The sequence below is a fragment of the Pseudomonas trivialis genome (assembly GCF_001439805.1).
GTDB classification, from domain to species: Bacteria; Pseudomonadota; Gammaproteobacteria; order Pseudomonadales; family Pseudomonadaceae; genus Aquipseudomonas; species Aquipseudomonas trivialis.
In genome coordinates this window covers 1-24811 of sequence record NZ_JYLK01000012.1, presented here as the reverse complement: position 1 = coordinate 24811, position 24811 = coordinate 1, and the positions used below count along the sequence as shown (strand labels likewise).

The window sequence follows — 24811 nt, the reverse complement described above, 5'->3', positions numbered from 1 at the left end:
ATGCAGCTGATATTTTGTATTTCTTCGAGGTAGCACCCGTGTTTTCCCAATTCGCCCTGCACGAACGCCTGCTCAAAGCCGTGGCCGAGCTTAAATTTGTCGAGCCAACGCCTGTGCAGGCAGCGGCCATTCCGCTCGCGCTCGAAGGGCGTGACCTGCGGGTGACGGCTCAAACCGGCAGTGGCAAGACCGCCGCGTTCGTCCTGCCGATTCTCAACCGCCTGATCGGCCCGGCCAAAGTGCGTGTCAGCATCAAGACGCTGATCCTGCTGCCCACCCGCGAGCTGGCCCAGCAGACCTTGAAGGAAGTGGAGCGCTTTTCGCAGTTCACCTTCATCAAGTCCGGCCTGATCACCGGCGGCGAAGACTTCAAGGTCCAGGCCGCGATGCTGCGCAAGGTGCCGGACATCCTGATCGGCACGCCGGGCCGCATGATCGAGCAGCTCAACGCCGGTAACCTCGACCTCAAGGAAGTCGAAGTGCTGGTGCTCGACGAAGCCGACCGCATGCTCGACATGGGCTTTGCCGACGACGTGCAGCGTCTGGTCAGTGAATGCGTCAACCGTCAGCAGACCATGCTGTTCTCCGCCACCACCGGCGGCTCGACCCTGCGCGACATGGTCGCCAAGGTCCTGAACAACCCTGAGCACTTGCAGGTCAACAACGTCAGCGACCTGAACGCGACCACGCGTCAGCAGATCGTCATGGCTGACCACAACGTGCACAAGGAACAGATCCTCAACTGGTTGCTGGCCAACGAGACCTACCAAAAGGCCATCGTGTTCACCAATACCCGTGCCGCTGCCGACCGCATTTACGGTCGTCTGGTGGCCCAGGAATACAAGGCGTTCGTGCTGCATGGCGAAAAAGACCAGAAAGACCGCAAATTGGCCATCGACCGTCTGAAGGCGGGCGGCGTGAAGATTCTGGTCGCCACTGACGTCGCTGCGCGCGGCCTGGACGTGGATGGTCTGGACATGGTCATCAACTTTGACATGCCCCGCAGCGGCGACGAATACGTGCACCGTATCGGCCGCACCGGGCGTGCCGGCAACGATGGCCTGGCGATTTCGCTGATCTGCCACGGCGATTGGAACCTGATGTCGAGCATCGAACGCTATCTCAAGCAGTCGTTCGAGCGTCGCACCATCAAGGAAGTCAAAGGTACCTACACCGGGCCGAAGAAGGTCAAGGCTTCGGGCAAGGCCGTTGGCGTGAAGAAGAAAAAGACCGACGCCAAGGGCGACAAGAAGAAAGCCGGCGCCAAGTCGCCGACCAAGCGCAAGATTGCAAATCGCCCGAAGACCGACAACCTGTCGCTCGTCAGCAAGGACGGCATGGCGCCGCTCAAGCGCCGCAAGCCGGAAGCGCCGGCTGCGGAATAACGCGCTGGCAACAAAAAAACCGGACAATGTCCGGTTTTTTTATGCGCGATGATATGCGCTTGGCGCAGGGAACGTCTGGAAATTTCAGGAAAATGGCGTCTGTCTATTCAGCTGAACGCAGAGTGATGCAGTGGGTCACACCTTTTACGGGCTACTTTTCAACGGCCTGCGGGAGGAATCAGGATGACGACGACTTATAACTGGGATCTGATCGAACGTTTGCTGCACGAAGTGCAGAACGGCGAGGGCAGCTTCGCTCCGCGCAAATACGCCGCGCAGGAAGCCGCTGGCAAGGCCATGGCCGGCGAATCGGTCGGCAACCTTGATGCGCTGAAAGAAACCGCTGCGGATTATGAAACATTGTTGCTCAAGCGCGGGTTTATTGAGTCGCGCCCGCAGGCAGAGGGCGGCAATGGTGAGAATTTTATTTTGACGCCACGGGGGTCGAGCCTGCTGTCGCTGATCGACAGTGCCATTCCGGGGGAGCGCGATACGCGCCAGGTTCTGGACCAGCAGGAAGATGCGCTGGATGAAGCAACATTCGATGAGGTGGCTTCCAACGCTGCAATTGCCGGTGGTGCGATCTGAAGGTCATGCCATGCCCCATGTGGGAGTGGGCTTGCTCCCGATAGCGGTAGGTCAGTCGTAAATAGGCTGACTGACACCCGCAATCGTTAGCAAGCCCCTTCCCGCACGTGGTTATCAGTTGGCAGCCTTCAGGCACTTCAATGCCTTGAAGTCACCCCGCACACCGTCGATTTTTTGCGTGAGCTTGATTCGCTGTTGCGCCGAGCTCTGCGCCATCAAATCCACGATCAGGCTGCGCGCCGCCGCTTCCGTCTGGGCGTAGGCTGCGCGGTATTCCGGTGTCCACAGGCTTTCGCGGTCCACCAGCAATTGCTGCACCTTCTGTGGGAAATCGGCACTCTGGCGTTGCTTCACGGCGTCAATGAACTGCGCCTGCCAATGGGCGCGGTTGCCGATCCAGGCGGTGTTCTGATCACCCAGTTCCGTTGACCAGGCCATCACGCGGTTCTGCTGGCTGGCGCTGAGCGGTCCCATCCAGGCATCCAGGCGTTTGTTCATCCGCTCGGCGCGCTCCTTGATCTGCTGTTTCAGTGGCGGCTTCAGGTATTCGTCCTGGCGTTTGCGCAGGTCCTTGGCCAGTGCGTCGTTCATCTCCTTGACCTGTTGATCGTCCAGCCCCTGCAGCAGTTGGATCGCCGACGGCGTGATCTCGCGCGCGACATCGGCAATCGCCTGCTTGGCTTCGACAGTGCGCGCTTGCAGCGCTGCGTCGGTGACCTGATTGTCATCGACCATCCGTTGCAGGCGATCCAGCCAGTCCAGATAACCCGGCAACTGCGTGGTGCAATGCCAGGCCAGGTGCTGCTTGAGGGTGTCGTTGAACCAGCTCTTCTGCCCGGCATTCATGTCCAGGTAGTCGTTGAGGGTCCAGGGAATTATCACGTCGAGATTGCGGTAGGCCAGGCCCACGCGATTGCAGCCGGCGAGCACCAGGCCGAGCGTCAGCAGTACCACCAGAAGTTTGAGCCGGCGTAGCATGGGCGGGTCCTTGCGCAGAGGGGTTCACGTATCTGAACCTGCGCGAGGCGCGACAGTTCAGCCCATCAATAAAACGAGCGTGCGGCCTTCAAGGTCAATAGACCATCACATTGCGAGTTGTGGCCGGAGTAGGCCGAGCAGTCGCCGCCGCTGAGGCTGGAGTCGCTGTAGATCAGGTCCAGATCGATGCCTTTCCATGCTCTGGAAAACTGTACCGACCAGTCGCTGAAGCTGCGGATAGAGCCGCTGTCCACCGAGACCGGTGTGCCCAGTTGATGGGTGGTGTACTTCATGCTTACACCTATGCCGAAGGGCTGGGTGCCGCTGAGGTCGGCAAACAGCGTGCTGTCCTGACGGTCGGGGTCGTTGCTGAAGGAAGCGCCGAAGCGGTTGCCGAGCAGGTTGAGACCGCCGTAGAACTCCTGACTGTCGAGGGGGCTGAGCGTGGGGTAGCTGTAGTGGATCAGGCCGACTTCGTAGCCCAGGGTCTGGTCGAAAGGATGCTTGAAGCCCATATACGAATCGACTTCGAGGTCGCGAGAGGACGAAAGCCCCATATTCGGCGAAAACTGGCCAAAGTACAGGCCACTGTTGTGGCTTAAATCCAGACCGCCATGGAACGAGTCGCTGCCCGGCGAGGTGGGTTTGACCAAGCCCTGGGCCATGGAACGGCTCGGCGTGGTGCCCAGCTTGAGGTCGAAGTCACCCCATTCGCGCTGGAAAATCTGCGCTTCGGCGAGTGGGCTGGCGACCAGGGCGCTGACCAGAAAAATGCAGGGTTTAAACATGCTTCACTCCATGAAAAGCGAGGAGCAGTGACAGAAGAAGTCGGGCAGATGCCCGTGCTAGACGTGTGCAAGCATAACGGCGAATGACCGGCGATGAGGCCCGTTCGTCGATTAGCGCAACGTGAGGTGAAGCAAGAGGGTATTTCGGACTCTAGTCCAGGCGCCTTGGAGGCAAGGCGCTCAGGGACCAGAAATGCTGCGCGGGTGTTACTTCTTGCCCAGGCTGATCTGCTTGGACGGGCCGAAAGTCTGACCGCTCACGCCCTTGGCAATTTGCTGGATTTCGCCGCCGGATTTGAGGAAAGCAGCAATCTGGCTGTTGATCGATTCGCTGGTTTCAACCGCGGGAGCTGGCTTTGCTTTGCTGTTGGATGCTTTTACACGCATGGCGGCCACTAACCTGTAGAGAATTAACTTGGCCAGGCATCGTACAGGAAATACTTGACAATTGCTTGGCAAATATCCCCTGAAGCCCGAGGCTTTTCGCCGGTATGAACGACCATTAAGCACTGAATTAAACGGCTAACTTGCTGTTTTAAATCAACTCATAAGGTTGAATGGGCGTCAGGCAGCTCGCCAGGATTCAGCCGAGTGATCAGACGAGCGGGCTGCGCCAGCATGACGCCATGCCCACACGCGTTTTTCGCGGGTCACGCGCGTGCCGGTCTCAACTCGGGTAGAATGCCGCCCACGTAATGAGGGTATCTGGAAATGGCTTTAGTCGGGCGCTACAACAGCTTGCAAGTGGTTAAACACACTAACTTCGGTTTGTACCTGGACGGTGCGCAGGATGGCGAAATCCTCTTGCCCAATCGGTATATCCCCAAGGATATTCCCAGTGAAGATGAAGACTGGCTTAACGTTTTCATTTATCTGGACAGCGATGACAAACTTATCGCCACGACGGAAATACCCAAAGTTCAGGTGGGCGAATTCGCCAGTTTGAAAGTCGTTGAGGTGAATAGTATTGGTGTGTTCCTCGATTGGGGGTTGCCCAAGGATCTGTTGCTGCCGTATTCGGAAGAAAAGCGCCAGTTGACCGCGGGTGAATACTGCGTGGTGCATGTCTACCTCGACAAACACACCCGGCGCATTACCGCCACCGCGCGCCTCGACCGCTACCTCGACAAGACGCCCGCCAATTACCAGGTGGGCCAGGAAGTCGACCTGCTGGTGGCCGAAGCGACCGACATGGGTTTCAAGGCGATCATCAACAACAAGCACTGGGGCCTGATTCACAAGAACGAAGTGTTCAAGTTCCTGCGCCCGGGCAAGGAAGAGAAGGGCTTCATCAAGGAGATTCGCGCCGATGGCAACATTAGCCTGAGCCTGCAGCCGGTCGGCCAGGAAGCGGCATCGAGCCTCAACTCGAAGATTCTCGCCAAGTTGCGTGACAACAACGGTACGTTGCCGGTCAGCGATAAGAGTGACCCTGCGGTGATCAGCAACTTGTTCGGCGTCAGCAAGGGCAACTTCAAGAAGGCGATTGGTGCGCTCTACAAGCAGGGCCAGATCGTGATTCACGCGGATCGCATTGAACTTAGCTGAGTAGGGTTTGCTCTAGCTGTAGGAGCAAGCTCGCTCCTACAAGGTCTTTCGTGATGTCCAAGAAAACGCTGTTTGCCTGCCTCGGCACCCTCGTTGCCTTCCTGATTCTCGACGGCCTGTGGCTTGGTGTCCTGATGGGCCCTACCTACAAATCCCTGCTCGGTTCGCTGATGCTCGATCAGCCACGCGTGCTGCCGGCCGTGCTGTTCTATGTTCTCTACGTCATTGGTTGCGTGCTGTTCGTGGTACTGCCCAGCGCCAGTTGGCAGCGCGCCGCGCGCATGGGCGCATTGCTCGGACTGGTGGCCTACGGCACCTACGACCTGAGCAACTGGGCCACCTTACAAGGCTGGTCCGCCGGGCTTGCGCTCATGGACATGGCCTGGGGCACCTTCCTGACGGCAACCTGTTGCACGGTAGGTTACCTGTGTGCACAACGAGTGCACCGCTGATTGTGTACAGGATTGATCTGCACCGTTGTTGAGCGCGGCCCCCGCAGTTAAAGCGCAGTGTATTCCTTTGGAGCGCTGTTCCAGAGGGATTGTGTGCTATTGGCACGCAATCTGCTGACTACCTCGTATACAAACCTGCTGCCTCCCGTATGCACCCTGTTACGGATGCGCAGGCCGGTATTTCGAGGAGCCAAGCGATGACCGAACAATTGCCCAACGGCTACAGCCCACGCCTGTACAACCAGGACCTGGGCCCGTTGCCACAGAAATGGACTTGGTACAACATCTTCGCCTTCTGGATGAGCGATGTGCACAGCGTCGGCGGCTACGTGTTCGCCGCCAGCCTGTTTGCGCTGGGCCTGGCCAGTTGGCAGGTGCTGATCGCCTTGCTGGCCGGCATTGGTATCGTGCAATTGATCGCCAACCTGGTGGCGAGGCCGAGCCAGCAGGCTGCGGTGCCGTATCCGGTGATCTGCCGGCTGGCGTTCGGCGTATTCGGGGCAAATATTCCCGCAGTGATTCGCGGCCTGATTGCGGTGGCGTGGTACGGCATTCAGACGTACCTGGCGTCCAGTGCCTTGATCATCGTGGTGCTGCGCTTTTTCCCACAAATGGCGGTGTATGCAGAGCCGCACTTTGCAGGCCTGTCTTACCTTGGCTGGTTTGGCTTCCTGACGTTGTGGGTGCTGCAAGCGGCGGTGTTCTGGGCCGGGATGGAGTCGATCCGTCGTTTTATCGATTGGGCGGGGCCGGTGGTGTATGCGGTGATGTTCGCCCTGGCTGGCTGGATCGTGTGGAAAGCGGGCTGGAGCAACATCAGCTTTACCCTGGCCGAAAAGTCCCTGTCGGGCTGGCAGGCATTCGGTCAGGTGATCGTGGCGACCGCGCTGGTGGTGTCTTACTTCTCAGGGCCGACGCTGAACTTCGGCGATTTCAGCCGTTACTGCCGCAGCATGCAGGACGTGCGGCGGGGCAACTTCTGGGGCCTGCCGGTAAACTTCCTGGCGTTCTCCCTGGTGACCGTAGTGATCGTCTCGGGCACTTTGCCGGTGTTTGGTGAAATGCTGCATGACCCGATTGCCACCGTCTCTCGCATCGACAATGACATGGCCGTGCTGCTGGGCGCCTTTGCCTTCGTCACCGCGACCATCGGCATCAATATCGTGGCCAATTTCGTGTCCCCGGCGTTTGATTTCGCCAATGTCGCGCCCAGCAAAATCAGCTGGCGCGCAGGCGGAATGATCGCTGCAGTGGCGTCGATCTTCATCACGCCATGGAACCTGTTCAACAACCCGCTGATGATCCACTACACCCTGGATATCCTCGCGGCATTCATCGGGCCGTTGTTCGGGATTCTGCTGGTGGACTTCTACCTGATCAAAAAACAGAAAATCGACGTGGACGCCCTGTTCGATGACAGCCCGAGCGGGCGCTATTACTTCGACGGCGGCGTGAACTGGACGGCGGTAAAAGCGCTGGTGCCGGCGACGCTGATGGGTGTCGCAATCACCTTCACGCCGGCATTGCAGGGGATGGCCAACTTCGCCTGGTTCACCGGGTGCTTCCTGGGCGGGCTGTTTTTTCTGGTACTGGCGCGCCGTGAGCAGGTACGTGTTGGCGCCCCGATAGTTGCCGGCTAACCCTCAGCGTGTGATAGCTTGAACGAAGCGTCAGGATTTGAATCCATTCAGTAATAGTTAGTTGTGGTTTCGTTCAAGCATTACGTAGGACTTAGGGCTACTATCAGTGTAGGAAACGGCGACATACATCCGCCGACTCGCACACCCTCAAGGGGGGCAACCATGAAAGAGAAAATCCACAACTGGCTCCATGACCTCGGCGTGGCACTCGGCTTGATCGAGCCACCCCTGCAACCGGTGCCGATCCGTACCGATGACGAGCAGCGTCGTCCACGTCGCCGCTAAGCATTAATGTGTGGGAGCGGGCTTGCTCGCGAAGGCAGTGCGTCAGTCGCTGAAAGGTTGACTGATACATCGCCTTCGCGAGCAAGCCCGCTCCCACATTTACTGTGTGGTGGTGGTTAAACCACGCGAACCGCAGCCGCCTCCGGTTTACGCGACAGCACACTCACCCCCACAAAGCTCACCAGCCCCACCGCCAGGCTGTAGTAGATCGGCGTGTTCGCATCCAGCCCATCCTTGAACATGAATACCAGTGCGGTCAAAAAGCCCAGAGCCATGGAGGCAATGGCCGCCGATGTGGTCGCACGTTTCCAGAAAATCGCCCCCATCAGCGGGATCAGCATGCCGCCCACCAGCAGGTTATATGCCAGGGTCAGGGCGCTGATCACATCGCTGACCACCAACGCGATACCCAGCACCGCCGCCCCGGTCAGCAAGGTGAACAGACGGTTGATGCCCAGGCTCGACTGCCTGCCGCCGCGCAGGCGTGGCAGCAGGTCTTCGGTAAGGACGGTCGAGGCTGCGAGCAGGCTGGCGCTGGCGGTCGACATCATCGCCGCCAGCGCCGCCGCGATCACCAGGCCGCGAATGCCGTCGGGCAGCGACAGTTTGACGATGGCGGCGAACGCGTTGTTGACGTTATCCAGGTCCGGGATCAGCACACGCGCCGCCATGCCGATCAGGGCGCAGGCCAGGCCATAGAGAATGCAGTAGAAACCGGCGACTGTGCCGGCGTATTGGGTGACCTTTTCGTCACGCGCCGTGAACACCCGCTGCCAGATGTCCTGGCCGATCAGAATGCCGAAAAAGTAAATCATGAAGTAGGTGATGATTGTGTCCCAGCCGATTGCCGTGAAGCTGAAACTAGACGCAGGCAACCGGTTCACCAGTTCATCCCAGCCGCCGACGCGGTACAGGCAGATCGGCAGCAGGATGAACATCAGGCCGACGGTCTTGATCACGAACTGCACAATGTCGGTCAGCGTCAGCGACCACATGCCGCCGATGGCCGAGTACACCACCACCACACCACCGCCCAGCAGCAATGAACTCCAGAAGGGCAGGCTGAACAAAACCTGCAGCACGGTGCAGATCCCCAGCACCGACGTCACGCCCAGCATCACCGCGTAGGCCAGCATGATCACCGCGCTGGCCTGGCGCGCCATGGGGTTGTAGCGCTTTTCCAGGACCTGGGTGACGGTGAAAATTTTCAGCTTGAGCAGCGGCTTGGCCAGGAACAGGTTCAGCGCAATGATCCCCATGCCCAGCGCCGCGCACAGCCAGAAGCCGGAGATGCCGTGCACGTAACCCAGGCGCACGGTGCCGACGGTGGACGCGCCGCCCAGCACCGTGGCGGCCATCGTGCCCATTTACAGCGACGGGCCCAGGTTGCGCCCGGCCACCAGGTAATCTTCATGGGTCCGGGCGCGGCGCATGCCGTAATAGCCGAGCACGAGCATGCCGGCGGCGTAGATGAGTACGACGAATAAATCCAAAGCCATGGCGGCGGTTCTCCGATTATATTTTTTGTGGGCGAGCTGGCGGCAGACGGCTGCGCAAATACGCAAAGCAAAAATCAGGTGCCTCGGGATCTGCGATCCCGTTGGCGGTCAGTGCGCGAGTGCACTCATCAGCGAAGTGCCACGCCGGGCAGCACGCAGAGCATCTCGTACAGCAGGTTGGCGCCCAGCAACGAGGTGTTGCCGGTGGTGTCGTAGGGCGGAGAAACTTCCACCAAATCACAACCAATCAGGTCGAGGCCCTGGCAGCCGCGGATGATCTCGATCGCCTGGATGGTGGTCAGCCCGCCTATTTCCGGGGTGCCGGTGCCGGGCGCCCAGGCCGGGTCGATGCCGTCAATGTCGAAGCTCAGGTACACCGGGCCGCCGCCGACTTTCTCGCGTACTTCGGCCATCAACGGCGCGAGGGACTGGTGCCAGCATTCTTCGGCCTGCACCACGCGAAAGCCCTGCTTGCGGCTCCAGTTGAAGTCTTCGGCGGTATAGCCCTGGGCACGCAGGCCGATCTGCACCACGCGGTCGCAGTCGAGCAGGCCTTCCTCGACAGCGCGGCGGAAGGTGGTGCCGTGGGCGATTTTTTCGCCGAACATATGGTCGTTGACGTCGGCATGGGCATCGATGTGCACCAGGCCGACCTTGCCGTGTTTCTTGTGGACAGCCCGCAAAATCGGCAGCGTGATGGTGTGGTCGCCACCCATAGTCAGGGGAATCACATTGTGTTCGAGGATTTCATCGTAGGCGTGTTCGATGATGCGCACAGCGTCCAGCAGGTTGAAGGTATTGATCGCCACGTCGCCGATGTCCGCCACCGACAGCGAATCGAACGGTGCGGCGCCGGTGGCCATGTTGTAGGGGCGGATCATCACCGACTCGGCGCGGATTTCACGCGGCCCGAAGCGGGTGCCGGCGCGCAGCGAGGTGCCGATATCCAGCGGCACGCCGACAAAAGCCGCGTCCAGGCCTCTGGCCGTTGGCAGGTGCGGCAGGCGCATCATGGTGGCGATGCCGGCGAAGCGCGGCATTTCGTTGCCGCCCAGTGGTTGATGGAAAATCTTGTCCACGGGAATGCCTCATCGTTTTAGTTTGTCAGGGGGCCGATTCTGCGAAAAGCCAACGAGGGGAAGAATCGCCAGCGGCAAATACTTAGTTCAGATTTTTCTAAACTGATGCCGGGGGTTAAACTCGTTTCGATTGTGTGTACCTCTGGAGGCCCCATGGCCAGCGCCTTGCCCGACCTGAAACTTCTGCGCATCTTCGTCAGCGTCGTGCGGCACCAGGGGTTCGCCACCGCCCAGCACGAACTCAACCTGTCCACCTCGGCCATTTCCACCTACATGAGCCAACTGGAAGCGGCGTTGGGCCTGGTGTTGTGCCATCGTGGCCGGGGCGGCTTCAGCCTCACCAGCAAGGGCGAACTGTTTCATCAGGAAACCCTGCGCCTGCTTGGCGAACTGGAAGGCTTCGAGCAATACGCCGCCGCGCTGAAGGGTGAATTGCGGGGCACCCTCAGGCTCGGCGTGCTCGACTCCACGGTCAGCGACAAGGCCCTGCCGTTCGCAGAAGTGATCGGCGCCTACAGCCTCGAACACCCTGCGGTGCACCTGCACTTGTCGGTGATGAGCCCCTATGAACTGCAGCTCGGCGTGCAGGACAATCGTCTTGACCTGGCCATCGGCGCTTTCTCCAACCGTATGAGCGGGCTGATCTACATGCCGCTGTACCGCGAGCAGCACTGGTTGTATTGCAGCACGCGTCACCCCTTGTTCAGCGAGCGGCGTATCCCCGAACAGGTGATCACCCGGCAGCGCATGGTCGGGCGCGGTTACTGGAGCCAGGCGGAGCTCGCGCGCCATGGCTTCAAGCACAGCGCCGCCACCGTGGAAAGCATGGAGGCACAGCTGATTCTGGTACTGTCCGGCGCCTATATCGGTTACCTGCCCGAACACTATGCCCAGGCGTGGGCCGACAAGGGTGACCTGCGCGTGCTGTTGCCGGCGACCTTCGGCTACCAGGCGCCGTTCTCGATGATCATGCGCCGTGGCCGCAGCCGCGAGCCGCTGATCCAGACCTTCCGCGACCTGCTCAAGGCGCAGCTCAACCAGGCCCGATAATCATGTCCAGACCCCAATGTTCCCGTTGCCTCAGGCCTGCCAGCCATTGCCTGTGCGCGCTGATTCCTCGCCTGGACAGCCACACGCGCGTGTTGCTGTTGCAGCACCCGAGCGAGGTCAATCATGCGCTCAATACCGCGCGGCTCGCGGCATTGGGGCTGACCAACGCGCAGTTGCGAGTGGGCGAGGTGTTCGATGATCTGGCGACACTGTTGAACCCGCCCGGTTATCAGGCGCGGCTATTGTTCCCGGGCGACGATGCCCAGCCGTTGCAGGCCTGCGCGCCGGACGACCAGCCGCTGTTGCTGGTGGTGCCCGATGGCACCTGGCGCAAGGCGCGCAAGCTGCTGCACCTCAACCCGCTGCTGGCGGCATTGCCACGGGTCACCCTGGCCGAGGGCGGCGTGTCGCGCTACCGGTTGCGCAAGGCACCGGGGCCGGGCGCGTTGTCGACGGTGGAGGCGATTGTGCAGGCGCTGCAGGTGCTGGAAGCGCCGCAGTCGTTCGAGCCGTTGCTCAAGCCTTTCGAGGCGCTGATCGAAGGGCAGATTGCAGCGATGGGCTCAGCGGTTTTCGAAAGAAACCACGGCGCTACATAGCTACCGGGCCCGGTGCCAGTGAAGGGATAGGCTGGGCTTTTCAGGAACACTTGAAATGCCCGAGCCCACTCACCACCCTGCGCCCAAAGACCCGTTGGCTGAATTCATGACTGAGCGCCGCGTGCCGTTGCTGACGCGTTCGCAATGGTCAGCCCTGCAAAATCTGGATGTTCTGCGAGTCAAGCTCGACGCATTTTTCGGCGGACTCAATGACCAGGAGAAACACGATTACGTGCGCCTGCAACAGGCCTGGATTGATGCACAACGTACCGTCGAAAAAAACGTCAAGGACCTCACTCACGCATTCGAGCAGCAGGCCATGGCGTTATTACGCGCCGAATTGCAGGCCTTGACCGGGCAAGATATCGACCCTGTCAACGCGCGCATTCATACCCGTTACCTGCAGCCTGAACTGCGCGTGCGGCGTGCAGCCGATGGCGAGCGGGGCGACGGCGTGGTAAAGGTCGCCAGCCTCCGCCTGTGGGACGCTGCCTGCCTCAATTACGATGGCCTGACCGGCTGGAGCTATCCGGGCCGTACCGGCTTGGCGGATGCCAGTTATCTGGATACCCACGTCAATGCCACCGCCGCTGAGTTCATTACGCTGGTGCGCAGGCTTGATCTGGGCGGGCAGTTGCGTCAACAACTGGATGACGCGCTCAAGCCTCAGGGTTTGCTGGGTAGGAGTGTGATGGGGCTGGCAACGGCAGAGTTTGATTTCGCCCTGATAGACGCGTTGCGAAACGCCGCCACCAGCGGCATTGACCGAGAAAAATATCAGTGGGTCAAGCGTGCGCTGAGCGGTAAGGCACGCTGGGGATCGATGGAGGAAATGCTGCTGTTTGTCCCCCACGGCGTTGATAATGTGAGCTGGCTACCTCAGCTAACAGGACTCACCGGGCACTACGTGCGTCCACCGCCGGGCGACAGGCTGAGCATTCCCCATCTGGTGTTCTCCATCGCCGGCTGCAAGGGTGCTTTCAGTTTTTTCCCCAATCGCCCGGGAGGCGCCCTGCGCCATTTTCAGAGCCACCGCAGGGCTTGCGATTACTTTTATGTGGCCTTTGACAGGGCTTACCGAGAGGGAGATGTCGACTGGCTTTACCCGATGATGTTGCTGCGCGACTGCGCGCGTCTGAAGCGAGTCACCAAGGCCACTGCGCCGCCTGCCGACCTTGAAGGGGTCGCCTATTTGATTTACCGATTGGCGCAAAGCATTCCGGCAGTCGATACCGTCGGAAAGATCGGCTACGTCAGAGAGACGGTAGAGAAAGTGCCCGTCGTCAGCCTCAATGACTTCTACATCAAGCGGTGTCGAGCCAACCTGCAGGAAATGGCCCATCAAACGCCCGGCTTCATGCCGACGCTGCTCGAGGTGTTCAAGACCCTGGCCCTCGAAATCCTCAATGTGCTTTTGATTCCAGTGCCAGGCGCTTTGAAGGGATTGGGGCGCGTGCGCAGCATGGCGATGTTCGTGGCGCTGGAACAAGCGCTGGTCGAGGGCGCCAACCAGGCCATGCAAGGTGAGCCGGGCGACTTGCTCCAGGGCTTCGCGGATCTGGCCGATCTGCTTGTCAGCGGGCGCTTGCACACGCGCCTGGCTAACAGCGTGCAGCGTCGTCATCAGCGTTTGTATCGGCGGTTGTCCGAAGCGCGTGCTGTCACTGAACAGCGCGAGCCAACCGCTTCCAGGGTGCTTGAAACAATGCTCGGTTCCCCGAACGCGCCAGCCCGTGACATGGCGGTGATCCTGATGAGCAGTGACACCTCGCAGGAGAGGCTTGATCAGGTTTGGGCCGGAGCGCCACCCTCGGCCTCACTGGTCGACGCCGTCGAGCGGTTCCAGGCTGACCGGCTGATCGACTGGGTTGCGGAGGGGGTCGAGCCCACGCATACCGTACCGGTTGACGCTGCCGATGTGCTCGCACCGTTGCTCACCCAATTGCCCGCCTGGCCGGCGGACACCGCGCTGAGCATTGCCAGCCAGCAGGGTGTGGAAGTGCGACGCTACAGCAAGGGCGGCTCCGTTCAGCCGACCACCGTGGTCAGCGTGACCGCACTGGAAAACCATCAGTTTGCCTACGGCAAGCCGCCACAGTTCACCGCCCATCTGCCCACCGCCATCATCGCGTTGTTGCCCGAGCATTTTTCGACGGGCGAACCCAGGCTTCGTCAACAGCTGGCCATGCAAGCGCGGGCAGGAAAAACAGACCTTTTTGAAGCGCTCACGCGGTTTGCCGAGTTCAGCCGTTCCACGGCGAGCGGGGCCCGTCCACCGGTATATGCGTTGCTGCCCGACCGCGTCACCCCGGACATGCCGGTTCCCACCGTGATTACTCAACTGCGCGCGCTGCACCCCGACCTTAGCCTCGCACGGTTGCTCGAAATACTGCGCGAGCATCCGCTTTCCGAGCATCAACAGACCCAGCTATTGGAATCGCAACTGCAACCCGAGGCGCTTTATCAGGCGTTGCGCGCTGCAAGGCTGGTTGCACGCCGAGAGAAGATCATCGATGGATTGTTTCATGGGCGACGCTTCGACCGACAAACGTGGAGATGGGCTGCCGAATTGACCGATGGGGTGATGCGCGACCTGACCGGTCAACGGTTGGTGGTCGGCACCGCCGGGCAAGCGGTTCCCTACGTGTCCAAGGGATTAGCGGATCGCAATGTGGTGGTTATCGATCAGATGCAGGGGCGTTTTGCAGCCTACCACCACCATCAGCTGCGCACCGGCGCGACGTTAATGGGGGCAGACGCCTTTTATGATGCAATCGTCAGCCAGCTCTCGGCAGGAGACAGGCTGCAACTGGGATTAAGTGCGTTGCAGGGCGTTGCCGACCTGCGTCATCAGGTCGCCCGTGCAATGCTGCGCAACCGTGCGCCTGACGGATCGTTCTACCCTTATCGACGTGAAATTCTGCATTACGCCACCACCGCCGACACCACCAGCATCGACGCCGAACCTGACGCATTGGGCTTTTACCGGCGTGGAGCGGATCGCTACCTGTTTATCGAGGGTGAATATTTCAAGGTCTTCGAAGATGAAACGCTCGGGCGCTGGCGCGTTCAACACCCGTCTCTGAAGGACGCGTATTCCCCGGAACTGACTCACAATGGTGCCGGTGCCTGGCGCCATGAATGGGAAAATCCGCTGACGTGGGATGGGCAAAAACCGTTTTATCGCCTGGGGCCTTTGACGCGGGCGTTGTCGCCGGATGCCATTGAGCAGATCCAGCAGATCAGCGCAGTGACGCCGGCCATGCTGCGCCGGGTGCAGGTGCGCAACGAGCCCCCGCCGGCGATTCTGCTGGACACCCTCGAGCGTTACACGTTGCAGCAGCGAGTGATGAAGGGCGTGCAAACGGGCCGGGATTTTTTTGATGAAGTGCTGGGCGAGGTCGGGCCTGATCTGGCCGATGAACTGGTGGGGCATGCAGGCCTCGCGCGGGTCGAGCAGGTGGCGGTGCTTGAAGCCAGGGTCGATGCCGACAAGCCGCAGATGGAACGGCATTTCTACAAGGCATTGCGTCATAAAAAAACGCTGGCGTCGAGAAATCCGCATGCTCGCGTGCTCCAGCGGTATTTTCCTGGTTTGTCGGCGTGGGCCGCTGACGATCTGGTCTACAGGCTCACCCCGGTCGAGCAGCGAAGCCTGGAGGCGGGCCGCCTTCCGTTGAGCCTGATGCAGGATATTCGTTGGACGCTGGCGTATTCGCGCAGAGCCCGGGCCGTGGAAGGCTTGTATATAAGGTTGGCGGCCAATGAGGACAGCACCCGGCTGATCATGCGTGCGCTGCCGACCCTTCAGGGTTGGCCCGACCACCTGCGCATCGAGGTACGGGAAAGAGGTGGTCTGATTGACAGTGCCGGCCCCGAGGGCGCCGCACTCACGCGAATACTCGAACCTTTTTCTTATCACTATCAGGCGTACACGCCGCATGAACGCGGTGAACGGCAAGCGGTGGGAAGTCCCGGACCGTTTCTGACGGTTTTACTGGCGGCGTTGCCGAAGGCGGAACGCCAGGCGTTGGGCTACACCCACGCAGGCGGTCCCGAAGCGCTTTTACGCTCGATTGCAGACCGTGAACGACACACATTGGAGAGTGCTGACCCTGCGCTCGAAATCGACCGTCGGCCGCGCTTCAACCCGCCACGACGCTTCGCGGACGGACGCATCGGCTACCCCCTCAGCGGCGGTGAAGAACTTGGGCCGGTCGCCCGTGAGCAGGTCGCCCGATTGCGTGCGTTATACCCCGCCAGGAGCGACGAGGAAGTACTGGACTTGCTGCGCGAGGCAGGAGACTCGACGGACGAGCGCACGACCATGATCGACTACCTGGTCCGCGAACAACGCGCGCTGGACCTGGACCTGCAGCAATGGCGCGACGCCGCTTCAGCCGACGCGAATGACGCTGTTTCGGTCCGCTCGCGGGCGCTGGCGGTGGCCCGGATTCAGCGGTGCTGGGCCAGGGAGGGCCTGACCCCGGGCATTATCGAGGAGCTCAACCTGGATGACCTGGAACTGACAAGCCTGCCGACCCTGAGGGCTCATTTCGGCCACGTGACACTCTTGAACATCAACGGCAATCACCTGGCCGTATTGCCGCCGCATTTCCTGCGTAGCTTCCCTGGACTTCGGATGATCTCCTTGAAGGGTAACCGCCTCAGTCATTTACCGGATATGGAAGGGCTGGCTCACCTCGCGGTGCTCAATCTTTCCAATAATCTGCTCAGGCTCGATCTGCAGGACGAGTTTCGGCTGGCGGCACTGACCGGTCTGAGGCGCCTTGATTTATCGGTTAATCCGCTGGGCCAGGGTCGGCGGCTGTCGCTCTATCAGCTAACCCGCATGCGCGAGCTGAGCCTGCGCAATTGCGGCCTGGACCGGCTGCCGCGGGGCGCCGTGACCCTGCGGGCACTGCGCAGTCTTGACCTGCGCAACAATGCAATCAGGGAGTTGGCCGAGACGGACTTGTTCATCTACCCCGAGATTCATCGGGCGATGAATCTGCGGGGCAACCCGCTGTCTGCGCAAGCACGCCAACTATTGCGCCGAATCGGTGAGCGGCAGGGGCAGCCAGACATTGATTTCGGGCTGTGGGATCCAGCCGCCTCTTTCGATCAGCGCGCGGATCGTTGGTTGGCCTTGCTGCCTCCCGCCGAGGTGCAAGCCCGCCAGCTTGAGTGGGCAGCCTTGCAGGAACAGCCCATGGCGGACTGTTTTTTTGAGCTGTTGGGGAATATCGCTGATTATCCGCTGTTCGCCGATGTGGGCCACCGCACCCTGCGCGAAACTATTACGCGGCGGATGTGGAGGTTGGTCGGCGAGGCATTGTTTCACGGGGGAGGGGAGCAGATTTATTCCGTGCGGCCCTATGGTTACATGGGAGGAGGAATCGACGGTTGTCTGTTGAGTCTGCACGAACTGGAATTGCTCAGGCTGCCATATCGCATGCTGGCGGCAGACGTACAGAATGCCGGACCGGCGTTTGTGCACTACTACCGGGCGCTACGTCGGCTGGACTCCATCAATGAGCATGTGCGTCGCTATTTCCCGGGCCAGGCAGATTGGCAGGCATGTACGCGCATCTACAGTTATCGAATCGCCCTGGCGGACAGTCTGGATCTGCCGCTGGTGCTCGCTTCACGTTTCAACACCCCCTTAGCGCGGCCCGATGACCTCTCCGTGGCTACCCTGCGCGCGAGCATTCTGCGCGAAGAGGTTGGCATGAACTGGCCTCTGAACCTGCGCGGTGAGGAGCATTGGGTGGAGTTTCTCAAACGCAAATACCGCAGCCGATTTGCCACAGCACTGCGCGGCTATGATCGATTGATGGAGATTGCCGGCAACAAGGTGGCAGATGCTGTAATGACGGAGGGCGAATACCTGCGCTATGTCCACACCCTGCAGGCAGCCCGGCGAACGGCCGAAAACACCTTGGTCGCGGAGTTGACCGAGCGCGAGTGGACGGACTTCGTGATTGGCTGACCCTGTCCTTATGTCTTTGAGGCATAAGCACCGCACTTTGCGTGATATGGCCTGCCGGCCTTTCCCGGTATGATGGCGGCCCCGCAGTCTGGATTGCGAATACGCCATGACCTTGCAGTACCCAACAATCGCCGATTGCGTCGGCAATACGCCTCTGGTCCGCTTGCAACGCATGGCGGGTGAAACCAGTAATACCCTGTTGCTCAAGCTCGAAGGGAACAACCCGGCCGGCTCGGTCAAGGACCGCCCGGCGCTGTCGATGATCACCCGTGCCGAGCTGCGCGGGCAGATCAAGCCCGGCGACACCCTGATCGAAGCCACCTCGGGTAACACCGGGATCGCCCTGGCCATGGCTGCGGCGATCAAGGGCTACAGGATGATTCTGATTATGCCCGACAACTCCAGCGCCGAGCGCAAGGCCGCGATGACGGCCTATGGGGCCGAGCTGATTCTGGTAACCCAGGAACAGGGCATGGAAGGCGCCCGCGACCTGGCCGAGCGCATGGCGGCCGAAGGCCGTGGCCAGGTGCTGGACCAGTTCGCCAATGGCGACAATCCCGAGGCGCACTACACCACCACCGGTCCGGAAATCTGGCGCCAGACCGGCGGCACCGTTACCCATTTCGTCAGCTCGATGGGCACCACCGGCACCATCATGGGCAACTCGCGCTACCTCAAGGAGCAGAACCCGGCGATCCAGATCGTCGGCCTGCAACCGATGGAAGGCGCGGCGATCCCGGGTATCCGTCGCTGGCCGCAAGAGTACCTGCCCAGGATCTACGACGCGGCGCGGGTAGACCGCATCATCGACATGGCCCAGCGCGAAGCCGAAGACACCACCCGCCGCCTGGCCCGTGAAGAAGGCATCTTCTGCGGTGTGTCGTCCGGCGGTTCGGTGGCCGGCATGTTGCGCCTGTCCAAAGAAGTGGAAAACGCGGTGATCGTCGCCATCATCTGTGACCGAGGCGACCGCTACCTGTCGACCGGCATCTTCGACGAACCCAACTGATGGCCAAACATGAGAGAGGCCTGCGCTTCCAACCGACGGGCGGCAGCCGGGCGCCACAGATTCCCGTGGGCAAGAAGCAACGCCTGACCATTGAGCGCCTGGCCAACGATGGCCGGGGCATCGTGTTTTTTGAAGGTCGCACCTGGTTCGTCAACGGCGCGCTGGCGGGCGAAGACGTTGAAGCACGGGTGCTGGGCGCTCACGGCAAGGTGGTCGAGGCGCGTACTGAACGTGTGTTCACCGCCAGCGAATTGCGTCGCCCGGCACCCTGCGCGCACTTCGGTCGCTGCGGTGGTTGCAGCGTGCAGCACTTGCCCCACGACGAACAGCTTGCCCTGAAGCAGCGCATGCTCGCCGAGCAACTGTCCCGCGTGGCGGGTGTCGAACCCCAGGAGTGGGCGGCGCCCTTGAGCGGGCCGGAGTTCGGATATCGACGTCGCGCGCGGGTCGCGGTGCGCTGGGATGCCAGGGCGAAAACACTCGAGGTGGGTTTTCGCGCCGTGGCCAGCCAGGACATTGTCGGCATTGATGAATGCCCGGTGCTGGTACAGGCCTTGCAGCCGATCATGCAGCGTCTGCCGAACATGCTGCGCCGCTTGAGCAAGCCTCAGGCGCTGGGGCATGTGGAGTTGTTCAGCGGGTCATCGATTGCCGTGTTGCTGCGCCATATGGCGCCGCTGTCCGAGGCGGACCTGCTGGTGCTGCAGGAATTTTGTGCGTTTCATGACGCCCAGTTGTGGCTGCAGGGCGAGGGCAAGCCGGAGCCTGTAGAGCCTGATCAGACCCTGGGGTTTCGCCTGGATGCGTGGGACCTGGAGCTGGCCTATCGGCCGGGAGACTTCGTCCAGGTCAATGCCGCGGTCAACGAGGCGATGGTCGCCCAGGCGCTGCAATGGCTGGCGCCGCAGGCCGATGAGCGGGTGCTGGACCTGTTTTGCGGCCTCGGTAATTTTGCCCTGCCGTTGGCCGGGCAGGTGCGTGAAGTGGTCGCCGTGGAAGGCGTGCAGACCATGGTTGACCGCGCCGCACTCAATGCTGTCAGCAACAATTTGCATAATGCTCGTTTTTTTCAGGCCGATTTATCCCAGCCTCTGACTGACGCCGAGTGGGCCAAACAGGGCTTTTCTGCGGTACTCTTGGATCCACCTCGTGACGGTGCCCAGGAGGTTGTGCGCAAACTCGCCACCCTTGGCGCCAGGCGCGTGGTGTATGTGTCCTGCAACCCGGCCACGCTGGCGCGGGACACGGTTGAGTTGGTCAAGCAGGGCTACCGGCTAAAACGTGCCGGGATCCTCGACATGTTTCCGCAAACGGCGCATGTCGAGGCCATGGCGTTATTTGAAGCGGGCTAGGATGCCCGTTTAATCCGACCGGCCTGCGTTCTCCAGGGCCCATGAGCTGCCACGGAGTTCGCAGTCAAGGTCGGCGATGATTCCGGCGCATCCAAGGTGCGTCGTAGGGAAGGTAAGAAAGATGGTACAGGTGAGAGCACACCAGCCGATCAACACCGACGGCAGTATCAATCTGGAGGCATGGCTTGACCATGCCATCAGTGTCGATCCGGCACTGGACCGTGAGGCCATGAAAGCGGCCTGCGAGTTCGCTCGTGAGTCCGAGCAGCAGGACAATGCCGCCAAGAACCTGTGGGCCGAAGGCACTTCAAGCTTTCGTACCGGGCTGGAAATCGCCGAGATCCTTGCCGATCTCAAGCTCGACCAGGATTCGCTGATCGCCGCTGTGCTCTATCGCGGCGTGCGCGAAGGGCACATTGAGCTGGCCACCGTCGGCCAGCGCTTTGGCTCGGTGGTGGCCAAGCTGATCGATGGCGTGCTGCGCATGGCGGCCATCAGTGCCAGCCTCAGCCCGCGCCAGTCCATGGTGCTGGGCACCCAGGGCCAGGTGGAAAACCTGCGCAAGATGCTGGTGGCGATGGTCGACGACGTACGCGTCGCCCTGATCAAACTGGCCGAACGCACCTGCGCGATCCGTGCGGTGAAGACCGCCGACGACGAAAAGCGCAACCGCGTCGCCCGCGAAGTCTTCGACATCTACGCGCCGCTGGCGCACCGCCTGGGCATCGGCCATATCAAGTGGGAGCTGGAGGATTTGTCCTTTCGCTACCTTGAGCCCGATCAATACAAACAGATCGCCACACTGCTGCACGAGCGGCGCCTGGACCGCGAACGCTTTATCAGCGACGTGATGGGCCAGTTGCGTACCGAATTGCAGGCCACCGGCGTCGAGGCCGACATCAGCGGCCGCGCCAAACATATCTATTCGATCTGGCGCAAAATGCAGCGCAAGGGCCTGGCCTTCAGCCAGATCTATGATGTGCGGGCGGTGCGCGTGCTGGTGCCGGAAATGCGCGACTGCTACACCGCGCTGGGTATCGTCCACACGCTGTGGCGGCACATCCCCAAGGAATTCGACGACTACATCGCCAACCCCAAGGAAAACGGCTATCGCTCGCTGCACACGGCGGTGATCGGTCCCGAGGGCAAGGTGCTCGAAGTGCAGATCCGCACCCATGCCATGCACGAAGAGGCGGAACTGGGCGTGTGCGCGCACTGGCGCTACAAGGGCACCGACGTCAAGGCCGGGTCCAACCAGTACGAAGAGAAGATTTCCTGGTTGCGCCAGGTGCTCGAATGGCACGAAGAACTCGGTGATATCGGCGGCCTGGCTGAACAGCTGCGCGTGGATATCGAGCCTGACCGCGTCTATATCTTCACCCCGGACGGGCATGCCATCGATCTGCCCAAGGGGGCCACGCCGCTGGATTTTGCCTACCGCGTGCACACCGAAATCGGCCACAACTGCCGGGGCGCCAAGATCAACGGGCGCATCGTGCCGCTCAACTACAGTCTGCAGACCGGTGAACAGGTCGAGATCATCACCAGCAAGCACGGCACGCCGAGCCGCGACTGGCTGAACCCGAACCTGGGTTACATCACCACCTCACGGGCACGGGCGAAGATCGTCCACTGGTTCAAACTGCAGGCGCGCGATCAGAACGTCGCCGCCGGCAAGACCCTGCTCGAACGCGAGCTGGCGCGACTGGGCCTGCCCCAGGTGGACTTCGACAAGTTGGCCGAAAAGGCCAACATGAAAATCGCCGAAGACATGTTCGCCGCCCTCGGCGCCGGCGACCTGCGCCTGGCGCAACTGGTCAATCTGGCCCAGCAGTTGGTGGAGCCGGAGCGTGGCAACGAGCAGCTGGAACTGATTCCGCGCAAGGCCACCGGCTACAAGCCCGGCAAGCGCGGCGATATCCAGATCCAGGGCGTGGGCAACCTGATGACGCAGATCGCCGGTTGCTGCCAGCCGCTGCCGGGCGATGCGATTGTCGGCTATATCACCCAGGGCCGTGGCGTGAGCATTCACCGTCAGGATTGCGCCTCGGTGCTGCAGTTGGGCGGGCGCGAGCCGGAGCGGATCATCCAGGTCAGCTGGGGGCCGGTGCCGGTGCTCACCTATCCGGTGGACATCATCATTCGTGCCTACGACCGTTCCGGCCTGCTGCGCGACGTGTCGCAAGTGCTGCTCAACGAGCGCATCAACGTGCTGGCGGTCAACACCCGCTCGAACAAGGAGGACAACACCGCGTTGATGTCCCTGACCATCGAGATTCCGGGGTTGGACGCATTGGGGCGCTTGCTGGGACGGATCTCCCAGTTGCCGAACATCATCGAAACCCGGCGCAACCGCACGCCATAAGCAGTTGAATGGGCGCGGAGCAAGCCCCTCCCACATTTGATCTTCAGCGGAAAGAGACCGATGTATTCACTTGAAGACCTGCTGCACCTGATGAACCGCCTGCGCGACCCGCAATACGGCTGCCCGTGGGACATCAAGCAAACCTACGCCACGATCGTGCCGCACACCCTGGAGGAGGCCTACGAAGTGGCCGACGCCATCGAGCGCGGCGACTTTGACCACCTGCAGGGCGAACTGGGCGACCTGCTGTTCCAGGTGGTGTATTACAGCCAGCTGGCGCGTGAAGACGGGCGTTTCGAATTTGCCGGCGTGGTCGACAGCATCACGCGCAAGCTGATCCGCCGCCATCCCCATGTGTTCCCCACCGGGGATCTCTACGCACCGCTGGACGTGCCGCAACTGAGTGAAGATCAGGTCAAGGCGCGCTGGGAGCAAATCAAGGCCGAGGAGCGTGCAGAAAAGTCCGACGCGCCGCAGCAGCTGTCCCTGCTCGACGATGTGCCCACGGCGCTGCCGGCGCTGTCCCGCGCGGCCAAATTGCAAAAGCGCGCCAGCCAGGTCGGTTTCGACTGGCCTTCCGCCTTGCCAGTGGTGGACAGCGTGCGCGAAGAGCTCGATGAAGTGCTCGAAGCCATGGCCGCCAACGACCCGGCTGCGATCGCCGATGAGGTCGGTGACCTGCTGTTTGCTGCGGTCAACCTGGCCCGTCACCTCAAGGTCGATCCGGAAACCGCCCTGCGCGGTGCCAATGCCAAGTTCGAACGACGTTTCCGATTTATCGAACAGGCATTGCGCGATACGCATCAACCCATAGAAGATTGCACCCTCGAAACCTTGGACGCCCTGTGGGGCGAAGCCAAGCGTCAGGAAAAGAATATGTCCAGCTGCGGTTGAGCAGTTGCCTAAGTGAGTAAGCACCATGAGCCTTTCCCTTCGCGACCAGTTGCTCAAAGCAGGTCTGGTCAACCAAAAGCAGGCCAAGCAGGTCGGCAAAGAGAAACAGAAACAGCAGCGCCTGGTCCACAAGGGCCAGGCCGAGGTGGACGACACCCAGGCCCGTCTGGCGGCCGAGGCGCATGCCGAGAAGGTCAAGCGCGACCAGGAACTGAACCGTCAGCAGCAGGAAAAAGCCGAGGCCAAGGCCCGTACAGCCCAGGTCAAGCAATTGATCGAGACTTCGCGCCTGCCCAAGCTGACCACTGAGGACTACTACAACTTCGTGGATGACAAGAAGGTCAAGCGCCTGTCGGTCAACACGTTGATGCGCAACAAGCTGAGCAACGGCTCCCTGGCCATCGTGCACCACGGCGGCGGCTACGAAGTGATCCCCCGCGAAGCGGCGCTGAAGATCCAGGAGCGCGCGCCGGAGCGTATCGTGCAGCTCAATATCCTCACCGAAAGCCAGGTGCCGGACGAGGATGATCCGTACGCCGCCTACCAGATCCCGGACGATCTGATGTGGTAAGGCTGTAGACACGAAAATCCCCGCTCACAAGGCGGGGTTTTTCTTTGCAGGCACGCCAGCTGCTGTGTGGGGCCGGGTGCCTGCGAGATTTCGGTGTTTCAGGAACTCTGTGTCTGACGTTTCAGTTCAAGCGTTTCCAGCTCGTTCTTATAGTTATGAGCGTCGCTTTCATTGTGAAACATGCCGACCAGCAGGTCTTGTTGATGGACATCCCAGATATGAATCCCATGGCCCAGGGCTTCGTGGGACATATGTTCGTCGTCGCGTTCAGTCACTTTTACAGTCATCTGCTTGCTCCAATCTCGGGTGGATCTGCGGCAAGTCGTCGCAGGCCTTTGTTATATGTTTTGTTAGCTTGCTAAGTAAACAGTCTTTGCGCGCAACAATTTATTGCACAAGACGCAACAGTGCTGGAGGCCGCGTAATCCGTGGTGCTTGGTCGTAGGCAAACGGGTTTTATGACAAAAGTTTCATTTTGCGTTGACCCTGTCATCGCCATCGGGAGCAAGCCCCCTCCCACACGTGGAACGCATTCCACGTGTGGGAGGGGGCTTGCTCCCGATGGCGATATAAGCTTCAGCACCCAAATTCCAGGCAAAAAAAAGGTTCATCACGGATTACCGGGAAAGACGCTCTTGATCTTCATGAAAAAGAATTCGCTATCCCGGTAACCGTACGCCATCCGCTTGATGACCTTTATTCGATTGTTTATGCCTTCCAACTGCCCCGTGTGCATC

General features: G+C 60.8%; 20 protein-coding genes and 1 pseudogene. 14 read left to right on the top strand and 7 right to left on the bottom strand.

Features of this window, described 5'->3' with window-relative positions; all coding sequences use genetic code 11:
• Positions 1 to 38: 38 nt before the first annotated feature.
• Together TU79_RS17340 and TU79_RS17335 are read left to right on the top strand one after the other, a co-directional pair.
• Positions 39 to 1385 (top strand): DEAD/DEAH box helicase, encoded by a 1347-nt coding sequence (locus tag TU79_RS17340; protein ID WP_003230485.1) that lies wholly within the window; start codon positions 39 to 41, stop codon positions 1383 to 1385.
• A gap of 183 nt (positions 1386 to 1568) precedes the next feature.
• The gene (locus tag TU79_RS17335) at positions 1569 to 1973 is read left to right on the top strand and encodes a hypothetical protein (protein WP_057009130.1); all 405 of its coding nucleotides are present in this window, start codon (positions 1569 to 1571) and stop codon (positions 1971 to 1973) included.
• Positions 1974 to 2087: 114 nt separating this feature from the next.
• Here TU79_RS17335 and TU79_RS17330 read toward each other — a convergent pair whose 3' ends face one another.
• The 3 genes from TU79_RS17330 to TU79_RS17320 all read right to left on the bottom strand — a co-directional run bounded on the left by TU79_RS17330 (position 2088) and on the right by TU79_RS17320 (position 4126).
• The gene (locus TU79_RS17330) at positions 2088 to 2951 is read right to left on the bottom strand and encodes a DUF6279 family lipoprotein (RefSeq protein WP_057009129.1); all 864 of its coding nucleotides are present in this window, start codon (positions 2949 to 2951) and stop codon (positions 2088 to 2090) included.
• 65 nt (positions 2952 to 3016) lie between these two features.
• Entirely contained in the window at positions 3017 to 3739 is a 723-nt protein-coding gene (locus TU79_RS17325; protein ID WP_057009128.1) for a TorF family putative porin, read from the bottom strand.
• A 207-nt stretch (positions 3740 to 3946) separates the two neighbouring features.
• Positions 3947 to 4126, bottom strand: coding sequence for a hypothetical protein (locus TU79_RS17320; RefSeq protein WP_003193095.1), 180 nt, complete (start codon positions 4124 to 4126; stop codon positions 3947 to 3949).
• Between the two features lie 324 nt (positions 4127 to 4450).
• On the opposite strand from TU79_RS17320, the gene TU79_RS17315 reads away from it, so the two are divergent.
• The 4 genes from TU79_RS17315 to TU79_RS26755 all read left to right on the top strand — a co-directional run bounded on the left by TU79_RS17315 (position 4451) and on the right by TU79_RS26755 (position 7664).
• Positions 4451 to 5287 (top strand): CvfB family protein, encoded by an 837-nt coding sequence (locus tag TU79_RS17315; RefSeq protein WP_057009127.1) that lies wholly within the window; start codon positions 4451 to 4453, stop codon positions 5285 to 5287.
• A 53-nt stretch (positions 5288 to 5340) separates the two neighbouring features.
• The gene (locus tag TU79_RS17310; RefSeq protein ID WP_057009126.1) at positions 5341 to 5739 is read left to right on the top strand and encodes a DUF2177 family protein; all 399 of its coding nucleotides are present in this window, start codon (positions 5341 to 5343) and stop codon (positions 5737 to 5739) included.
• Between the two features lie 197 nt (positions 5740 to 5936).
• Positions 5937 to 7379, top strand: a complete 1443-nt coding sequence (locus tag TU79_RS17305; protein ID WP_057009125.1) for an NCS1 family nucleobase:cation symporter-1 — start codon at positions 5937 to 5939, stop codon at positions 7377 to 7379.
• Positions 7380 to 7541: 162 nt separating this feature from the next.
• A complete protein-coding gene (locus TU79_RS26755; RefSeq protein WP_015372621.1) occupies positions 7542 to 7664 on the top strand; it encodes a PA1414 family protein in 123 nt (40 codons plus the stop codon).
• A gap of 116 nt (positions 7665 to 7780) precedes the next feature.
• Here the strand turns inward: TU79_RS26755 and TU79_RS17300 are convergent.
• Both TU79_RS17300 and speB read right to left on the bottom strand, forming a co-directional pair.
• Positions 7781 to 9163 (bottom strand): annotated as a pseudogene (locus tag TU79_RS17300) (sodium:solute symporter family protein).
• Between the two features lie 128 nt (positions 9164 to 9291).
• Entirely contained in the window at positions 9292 to 10242 is a 951-nt protein-coding gene (gene speB / locus TU79_RS17295) for an agmatinase (protein WP_057009124.1), read from the bottom strand.
• Positions 10243 to 10395: 153 nt separating this feature from the next.
• On the opposite strand from speB, the gene TU79_RS17290 reads away from it, so the two are divergent.
• From TU79_RS17290 to TU79_RS17255, 8 genes are all read left to right on the top strand, one after another.
• Positions 10396 to 11292 carry a LysR family transcriptional regulator gene (locus tag TU79_RS17290; RefSeq protein WP_057009123.1) on the top strand — a complete coding sequence of 299 codons (897 nt, stop codon included), beginning with the start codon at positions 10396 to 10398 and terminating at the stop codon, positions 11290 to 11292.
• Between the two features lie 2 nt (positions 11293 to 11294).
• A complete protein-coding gene (locus TU79_RS17285) occupies positions 11295 to 11891 on the top strand; it encodes a tRNA-uridine aminocarboxypropyltransferase (RefSeq protein WP_057009122.1) in 597 nt (198 codons plus the stop codon).
• A gap of 55 nt (positions 11892 to 11946) precedes the next feature.
• Positions 11947 to 17883 (top strand): dermonecrotic toxin domain-containing protein, encoded by a 5937-nt coding sequence (locus TU79_RS17280; protein WP_057009121.1) that lies wholly within the window; start codon positions 11947 to 11949, stop codon positions 17881 to 17883.
• A 106-nt stretch (positions 17884 to 17989) separates the two neighbouring features.
• Complete coding sequence (gene cysM / locus TU79_RS17275; protein ID WP_057009120.1) at positions 17990 to 18892, top strand: cysteine synthase CysM; 903 nt, start codon at positions 17990 to 17992, stop codon at positions 18890 to 18892.
• A complete protein-coding gene (gene rlmD, locus TU79_RS17270; protein ID WP_057009119.1) occupies positions 18892 to 20244 on the top strand; it encodes a 23S rRNA (uracil(1939)-C(5))-methyltransferase RlmD in 1353 nt (450 codons plus the stop codon). Before cysM ends, rlmD begins: the two co-directional genes overlap by 1 nt.
• 121 nt (positions 20245 to 20365) lie before the next feature.
• On the top strand, positions 20366 to 22609 hold the full coding sequence (gene relA / locus TU79_RS17265; protein ID WP_003230512.1) for a GTP diphosphokinase: 2244 nt from the start codon (positions 20366 to 20368) through the stop codon (positions 22607 to 22609).
• 60 nt (positions 22610 to 22669) lie between these two features.
• On the top strand, positions 22670 to 23503 hold the full coding sequence (gene mazG / locus TU79_RS17260) for a nucleoside triphosphate pyrophosphohydrolase (protein WP_057009118.1): 834 nt from the start codon (positions 22670 to 22672) through the stop codon (positions 23501 to 23503).
• Between the two features lie 25 nt (positions 23504 to 23528).
• On the top strand, positions 23529 to 24074 hold the full coding sequence (locus tag TU79_RS17255; protein ID WP_014719402.1) for a DUF2058 domain-containing protein: 546 nt from the start codon (positions 23529 to 23531) through the stop codon (positions 24072 to 24074).
• A gap of 98 nt (positions 24075 to 24172) precedes the next feature.
• Here the strand turns inward: TU79_RS17255 and TU79_RS17250 are convergent, their stop codons facing one another.
• Both TU79_RS17250 and TU79_RS25440 read right to left on the bottom strand, forming a co-directional pair.
• Positions 24173 to 24361 (bottom strand): hypothetical protein, encoded by a 189-nt coding sequence (locus TU79_RS17250; RefSeq protein ID WP_057009117.1) that lies wholly within the window; start codon positions 24359 to 24361, stop codon positions 24173 to 24175.
• A gap of 323 nt (positions 24362 to 24684) precedes the next feature.
• On the bottom strand, positions 24685 to 24811 hold a 127-nt coding region (locus TU79_RS25440), incomplete at its 5' end, for a transposase (RefSeq protein ID WP_211263081.1).